This is a genomic window from Rothia sp. HMSC071F11 (genome assembly GCF_001809115.1).
Taxonomy (GTDB): domain Bacteria; phylum Actinomycetota; class Actinomycetes; order Actinomycetales; family Micrococcaceae; genus Rothia; species Rothia dentocariosa.
The window spans coordinates 217,821-225,319 of sequence record NZ_KV795763.1 but is presented as its reverse complement, the minus strand read 5'-3'; the positions used below and the strand labels follow the sequence as shown (position 1 = coordinate 225,319).

General features: G+C 56.6%; 4 protein-coding genes. 2 read left to right on the top strand and 2 right to left on the bottom strand.

The genetic code is table 11. The features are described 5' to 3' along the window. Nucleotides 1-40 precede the first annotated feature (40 nt). Nucleotides 41-199 (bottom strand): hypothetical protein, encoded by a 159-nt coding sequence (locus HMPREF2554_RS11600; RefSeq protein ID WP_013398310.1) that lies wholly within the window; start codon nucleotides 197-199, stop codon nucleotides 41-43. A gap of 609 nt (nucleotides 200-808) precedes the next feature. On the opposite strand from HMPREF2554_RS11600, the gene HMPREF2554_RS08965 reads away from it, so the two are divergent. Both HMPREF2554_RS08965 and HMPREF2554_RS08960 read left to right on the top strand, forming a co-directional pair. Beyond that, nucleotides 809-1,567, top strand: coding sequence for an ABC transporter ATP-binding protein (locus tag HMPREF2554_RS08965; RefSeq protein WP_013398312.1), 759 nt, complete (start codon nucleotides 809-811; stop codon nucleotides 1,565-1,567). Nucleotides 1,568-1,603: 36 nt separating this feature from the next. Then, nucleotides 1,604-4,393 carry an ABC transporter permease gene (locus HMPREF2554_RS08960; protein ID WP_083297464.1) on the top strand — a complete coding sequence of 930 codons (2,790 nt, stop codon included), beginning with the start codon at nucleotides 1,604-1,606 and terminating at the stop codon, nucleotides 4,391-4,393. A gap of 125 nt (nucleotides 4,394-4,518) precedes the next feature. Here HMPREF2554_RS08960 and HMPREF2554_RS08955 read toward each other — a convergent pair whose 3' ends face one another. Continuing rightward, nucleotides 4,519-7,473, bottom strand: a complete 2,955-nt coding sequence (locus HMPREF2554_RS08955; protein WP_083297463.1) for a multicopper oxidase domain-containing protein — start codon at nucleotides 7,471-7,473, stop codon at nucleotides 4,519-4,521. Between the last annotated feature and the right edge of the window lie 26 nt (nucleotides 7,474-7,499).

The window sequence follows — 7,499 nt, the reverse complement described above, 5'->3', positions numbered from 1 at the left end:
ATAACATCTTAAGATGTTATTCGAACACCTTACCGGTTACCTACTTACCGCAGATAAAACCGGAGCACTCCCAAGAGATAGTGCAGAAGTGACCGACGGTAGTGGTCCCGGGAACGGTGAAGAGGCCACCTGCCTGATCACCTACGGTCCCTGCTAACTCCTGGTCGCTGACTTCAGCAATAAGGCTAATGGAATCCATTACCTTCTCCTTTCTGCTAGTATCGAAATCTACTGATATCGGAGGGGACTCGCAAATATGATTGCAAATCCTTCCGATGTTTCGACTCTATCTTACATATGTACAACCTGACAAGGGGGTTTGTGGCTTTCGGTTAACTCGTTATTGGGGTGCGAGAATCGTGCGCTGTGTCAGACTAGAATAGGGCAGGGGGGGGGTATGGCTCGCCATTGACCTATTGCTGTGACTGCTTGATCATGCTGTTTTTGATCTCTTCCACCTCATAGTACATCCATGAGATGTGACACACTTTTACTGACGTAAGCATAGAGCATAGATACGAATAGTGCTTATTCCTGTCCCAGTATGCATGCAAGTGTCTATTCGAGATCTCAGGGGTTTGAGCAACCGGCCCGAGATCTATGTTGGTTCTGGTATTGCTAGAGCGCGGCGATAAAATGAAATTATAAGCTTCATATATATTACGAAAGAGCATGTTTGTGTGTGTCGTCACTTTTATCTCCGTCAGCCCTCTGCTAGATGCAATTAGCATACATATTTTTTAAAAAACTAAACTTAAGGTATAAAATAGTAGGGGTTTTGCGGTAGGCATCTGCAACAATTAAGGGCATGACTACTACAGAAGCCAGCACTGAAACTCCAGCGGTGTCCACCAAAAACCTGTTCAAAACCTACGGTCGGGGTGAGGCAACTGTACACGCCCTGAATAATGTCACTATTGATTTTGAGCGGGGTAAGTTCACCGCGATTATGGGTCCTTCGGGCTCGGGTAAATCAACGCTGATGCAAACCCTCGCCACGCTGGATACTCCCGATCATATTCCAGAGACCAGCATCCGTATTGGTACCACCGAACTGTATGGGCAGAGGGATAACCAGCTGACCGAGTTCCGGCGTGAGCACGTGGGTTTTATCTTCCAGGCGTTTAACCTGGTGCCTACCCTGACCGCTGGGCAGAATATTGATTTGCCGCTGGGGTTGGCGGGTAAGAAGCCGGACCCGGCCTGGCGTGAATATCTGGTCAAAACTCTCGGTCTGTCGGATCGGTTGGGTCATCGTCCCGAGCAGCTTTCAGGTGGTCAGCAGCAGCGTGTTGCTATTGTACGTGCGCTGCTGTCGCGTCCGGAGGTGGTGTTTGCTGATGAGCCCACCGGTAACCTCGACTCAAATTCGGGTGCTGAGGTGCTCAGGCTATTGCGGGATGCCGCCACTGAGCAGAAGCAGACGATTCTGATGGTCACCCATGATGCGCATGCTGCTTCGTATGCTGATCGTGTGGTGTTTTTAAAGGACGGTGCGATTGCTGGGGAGATGCTGAATCCTACGCATGATGCTGTGCTGCAGGCGATGGGACAGCTGGAAGGGTAAAGCATCCGCACATCTAACAGGAGGGGAAATAGCCGCATGTCTACTATGTCTAAACGATCTAAGACATCCACCAACCTGAATACGGTGGCGCGCTCTAACCTGCGCGCTTCTAAAGGTAAGTACGTTCTGACCGGCATCGGCATAGCGGTTGCCTCATTCTTTATTGCCGCCATTATTGTGCTCCTCGGCTCGCTACAGGGAACTATAGATGCCGCGATAGGAGATGCGCTCTCAGAGGACGATAACGTGGTCCTCTCGGCGGGAACTAACGCCCCAAATAATTACACGGCAAACCATTACCTCACGCCCGAAAATCTCGGCACGATCACCAACGACCCTTCGGTTCAGCGAACCTGGGTCATATATGACGGGCAGGGTAAACTTGGCACCGGAGAAAACTCAGCAAAGGTGCGGTATACACCGGCTCCCACCGACACCGAGCTCTTCCCCTTCCCCATTGACGGCAAACTGCCGGGCACAGACACCGAGCTGTTGATCTCAAAAGAATTTGCCGAAAAACACAACCTGCACCTTGGCTCAACGGTGACTTCACCGGACGTTGTGGCAGCTATTACCGACCCTAACACCGGTGCCACCAAGGAATACACCATTGCTGGCATTTTCGACACCGGATTCTCCGGCTCATTCTCAAACGATAGCGTTTATCTTGGTGGTACTTCCTATCAGAACGCGGCAGATGAGGCGCTAAAGCAACTTGACCCGAAATCTATGGAGGCAGCGCAGCTACCACACCCCAGCATGACGTTCGTCCAGTTCAAAGGCGACGATGACGCCCACGCACGCACCGAGCTGCAGAAAAAGCTAGCTACCGGTGATCAGAATACCGAACCCGTGGTGAAGTCAGGCGGGGAATACCTGCAGGATCTCAAAGAAGAAACCTCACAATTCTTTGCCTTTATCGGTGTGATTCTGGGGGCGTTCGCGGCGCTTGCTCTGCTGGTCTCATCTTTCGTTATCTCGAATACGTTCGCGGTGCTGGTCGGTCAACGTATCCGCGAGTTGGCGCTACTGCGTACTCTGGGGGCGCACGGAAAATCCCTGGTGCGCATGCTCTTAGTTGAGGCGCTCGTGGTGGGAGTCATTTTCTCCGCTATCGGCGCTGCGCTCGTCTACCCAGTCGCAGCGCTCGTCGGTGTGCTGTTTAAAGATTTCATGGTCTCGTATAACCCGCTGGCGTTCATGGTGGGTGTGGTGGTCTGCACGCTCGTGACGGTTATTGCATCGCTTGCTCCGGCACGTAGCGCCCTAAATATTTCACCCATCAGCGCATTAGGGGAGGGTACCGCCCAAGCTGTGAAGAAGCCGAGCATTGCGGGCCTGATTCTAGGTCTGATCGCCGCCGCGGTAGGGGCAGCAGCAGTGTGGCAGTCGCTGAGTCTGACCAGCATACCGGACGCAGGTGTGCAACAAAGCAGCGCTGGGGTGCTGTTGGTCATGGTCGCGGCGTTGCTTTTGGGCGTTGCCGTGTTCTTGCTCCTGCCGTGGTTGTTGCCGCCGCTGATTCGCGTGTTTGGTTCGGTGATTCGCTCTCAGACCGGGAATCTGGCGGTCGCTAACGCGCTGCGCTCGCCCAAGCGCACGGTTTCAACCGGGCGTGCCGTGTTGGTGGGTGTGCTCGTGGTGTCTGCAGTACTGAGTGGGTACTCCATCATGACTGCATCGACGGCGAAGTCCATGGAACGTGCCTATCCCGTATCGGCGACGGCAACCTACGGGACCGGTGGCGGTACGGGGGCTGAGAGCCTTGCCAAGGCGCATTCGGTTGCCGATAAAGTGCAGGGGATTAAGAATGTCGAAAGCGTTGCGGTGGCTCCAGCCGCCGGTGCCCTAGAGTACACCATCACGTCGAAAGACGGCAGCCAGTCAATGAGTAACACCGCGAGTATGGTGGCGCTCAGCCAGGAAGACTTCGCCAAGGTTATTCCGGCTGAGGGCAAGTACCCGACTGAAGATAACACGGTGCTTGTGCCTGAATCGCTGTATAAAGATGCGGGCTTTGACGATTCCACCCGTCTGAAGGCACGCGGACCCTTAGGAGAGATCGAGCTCAAGCCTATCAAGTCGACCAGTAAGATCGCGAATCTGTACGTGGTGAACCCAACCACCGGTGCTAAACTGCAGAACCCGGATGACCCGCAGCCCTTGACTCCGCAGCAGCCCGGAGAAGCTGGGGAACAGCCCCAAGGCTCAGCCGCGCAGGAACAGCGGGGCGCATCCGCTGCCCCAGGGGGTATGAATCCTTCAGCCGGGGCGGAGACTATGGTGCTGGTACACGCTAAATCCCCGCTGACCGCTACTGAGAACTCCGCGCTCCAGGATCAGCTTAATAAGGCTAATGACGGCAACGAGTTCACCGGCGGTCTACAACAGCGCGGTCAGCTCGATCAGGTTCTGACGATCATGCTGGGGATTACCCTGGGTCTTCTCGCCCTCGCCGTGGTGATCTCGGTGATCGGCGTGGCAAATACGATGACTCTCTCGGTCAATGAACGTCGCCGCGAGAATGCGATGCTGCGTGCGTTAGGGCTCTCCCGCAAGCAGCTGCGCCGCATGATTTCGGCGGAGGCGGTACTGATCACCCTCGGTGCGGTGGCGTTGGGCATCCTCGGGGGTGTGTTTATCGGTAGCGTGAGCGCGAAGGTGGTGCTTGCTGCAACAGACCAAAAGGTGGAGTTCGTGCCGGATCTGCCGTATCTGGGTCTGGCGCTGATACTGCTGGTGGGTCTTGCTTCGGCGCTGGTTGCATCCGCTCTGCCGGCAGCACGCTCGGCTCGGATGTCGCCGGTGGAAGGACTCGGCAGCTAGCTAGCCTACGCTGAACTCAGAATTTTGTCATGGTTGTGCTTTGAAAAGGACCACAACCATGACAAAAGTCTGGGAAGACAGTAGGGGAAAGTGGGTAGGCGACAGCGATAATCCCGCCGCCCCGACTACTTATCTGTCACCTTGATGTGCCCCATGGCGCCGCGTTCCATTTCGGCGAACCGGTGATTCACGAACGTGTACGTGCCGGGTTCGCGGAACTGCATCTCAACGAACCCGCCCTGCGCTGGATCCAAATCGAGGGCCTGCGAGTGACCACCGGTTTCCCCATACGGATCTCTGCCGTCCCGAAGCAGGTAGCCGCCTTCCTTATACACGGTGTCAAATTGTGAGCCGACCACGTGGAAACTCATGCCCTTCGACGGTCCCGCAGCCAGCAGCCAGATGCGCACGCGCTCGCCGGTTTTCACCTCCAAAGGCTGATTCACGTACTGGGTGGCATGCCCGTTGAACATGGTGAGCGAAGGGGTGCCCGCCGCAATGCCGTCAGAGGAAACTTCGGCAAGCTTATTGCCGTCAGCCGCGGTCTGCCCCGTATCGGTCAGGTATGTTTCATTCTGAACCATCACATACTCATGATCTACCGGTTCCAGATTCGGCGGGTCGATAATTACGGCACCGTACATGCCCGCCGCCATATGCAGGCTCATAGGCGCGGTCGAGCAGTGGTACAGCCAAATACCAGATCCGGTAGCCTCAAAACGGTAGGTCAGTTTCTCGCCCGGGGCAATGGTTTTCATCGTGTTATCGGGCGAAACCATGCCCGCGTGGAAGTCGAGCGAATGCCCCATCGAACCGTTATTTTCCAGGGTAATCTCGAAGACATCGCCCAGCTTACCGTGCAGCACCGGGCCCATATACGAACCGTTGAATGTCCACGCCTTCACATCAAGCCCGGGTGCAATTTCGCGGTCGAGCTCCTGCACATCCATGGTCATCTTGTGCACGGTCTTACCGTCACGTTTCTCGCCCGCAGGCACGGGACGCAGCACCGGGTCACGGCGCTCATGGTCCTTGCCGGGGGATGCGTGCATATCAAGATTCGCGTTCTGTGCGGTCAGCAGGTTCGTGTTTGTGCCCGAGCCATTTGACCCGTTATTACCGCCGGAACCACCCCCGTGATGTCCGTTCGCCTGCAGGTTATTGCCGGTGGTTTTCACGTGAAATACCATGCCCTGCTGGCGATGCCCGGCCACCGAGCACCAGCCCTCAAGGTCGGAGGTCACCACGCCAACATCCACACTCTTCGTCTCGCCAGGGTTCAGCGTTCCGGTTTTCGCGCCGTTGGCGAAGGTGAGGTCGTGGGTCATGCCCTGATCGTCGTTCGTCACCTCAATCACCAGGCGGTTACCCACCGGAACCTGCGCGGTATCGGGCGTAAACCGGTAATTCGAGGTTGCCTTGACCTTCAGCGTTGTGGTCTGCCCTGTGCCGGTCGCCGTAGAACCGCCTATAAAGTTGAAGCCTACCGAGCTGGGATCGGCTGCGATACCCAAGGTCAGCGCCAGAATCACCGCAAGCGCACCGAAAAGGGTCTGCCGGGTATGATTCACGGGTTCCTGTTTGACATCCGTGACAGGGGCAGGCTTCTCGCCGCGCGCCCGCGCCGCCATCATCTCTTTACGGGTATTGACCGAGGCTTTAACGCCGCGCACCATAAACGGCAGGAACGACGCCAGACCGAGCGCACCCACGGCAGAGACCGCGACCTTCACCCAAGAGCCTGTAAGCGCATTGGGCAGCATGAAAATAATGAGGCTCAAGTTCACAACCGTCACGCGCCCGGCGGCAAGCCTACTGAACTCCTTATTGGATGCGCGCACCACGGCGGGACCGCCGCCCATACGCTGGGGAAGCAGGTAACTCATAGCCCCTAGAAGCACCTGAAGCAGGAAACCCGCCACGAAAATGGGGGTAACCTCGCTCATGCGAAGCTCCTCAAACGGGGTAGTGAACACCAAGCCGGCAGTCCACACCACGCCGATAATAAGCCAGATAAAACCTGCACCCACCGACATTGGCGGGAACTCGGTGGGGCGCTTCGTGCGAAGGGTTCGCACCATCACCCACGCCACGATCAGCAGCCCCAGCAAGTACACGAGTAAGCCCGCGCCAGCGAGGGGGCGCATCCCGAAGAGTGAAGCGAACGTGGTAACCCCAACGCCCACGCACATCAGTATGAGGGCGCGCACGCTGGTTCCCAAAGCGTTTTCGACCATCTTGGTGCGCAGCATCGTAGGCCAGAAGGTAATAAGGGTGCCAACCACTGTAATACCCACGAACCCGAGAACATTCACGGCCTCATGCGCAAGCATAAACTGCGAATGTAGCGTGCCCCGCAAACCAGGCAGGGCCGTCATCGCACCCAGTACGGCACCGACGGGAAGCAGGAACGCTGCGGCGATATAGAAACGAATCGTAGCGCCAAACCGCGAGGGAAGCGCCTGTTTGACCTGGCGTAGAAGCGCATAGCCATGCCAGGCGACCATAGCGCCCACCGCCAGCGCGCCGACAACCGTCAGGAGATAGAACTGCGGCATAAGATCCTGCAGAATCATGCCCGCCATCAGCAGCACAATACCGCCGTTAAGCGCAAAAATACGTGTGACCTGAATACCGCGAGCCGAATCAGGGATCTTAATTTTCATGAGCGCTTCGGTGAAGTGCTGACTCCAGATCAGAATCGAGTTCGTAATCAGCCCCAGAGTCACCATATGCACAATCAGCCAGCCGCCCTTGGGGATAAAGCGATGCACCAGAATCGCGATAATAACGCCAAACATCCAGTACGATACCGGCTTCGATGCGCGGCGGTGCCAACTACCCCGACCGGAGGCGCGCTTAGCAATCTCCTCGGGCGTTAGCGAGGCGCCGGGGAGCTCGGTGGGGCGCATCCCAATCGTGAGTCCATCGTTGCCGGAACCCGAAACATCGGCCCCGGACCTTGCAGAACTTTGCGCCGCGCTCGGCTTTGAGGATGCGCCGCCACGACCGGTATAGCGGCCGGTTGATCCTTCTGAGTCAGAACCCGAGGGAGTGGGGTTATGGGGATTCTTGCTCACGGTGTTGTCTTTCGATCGCTTTTAGT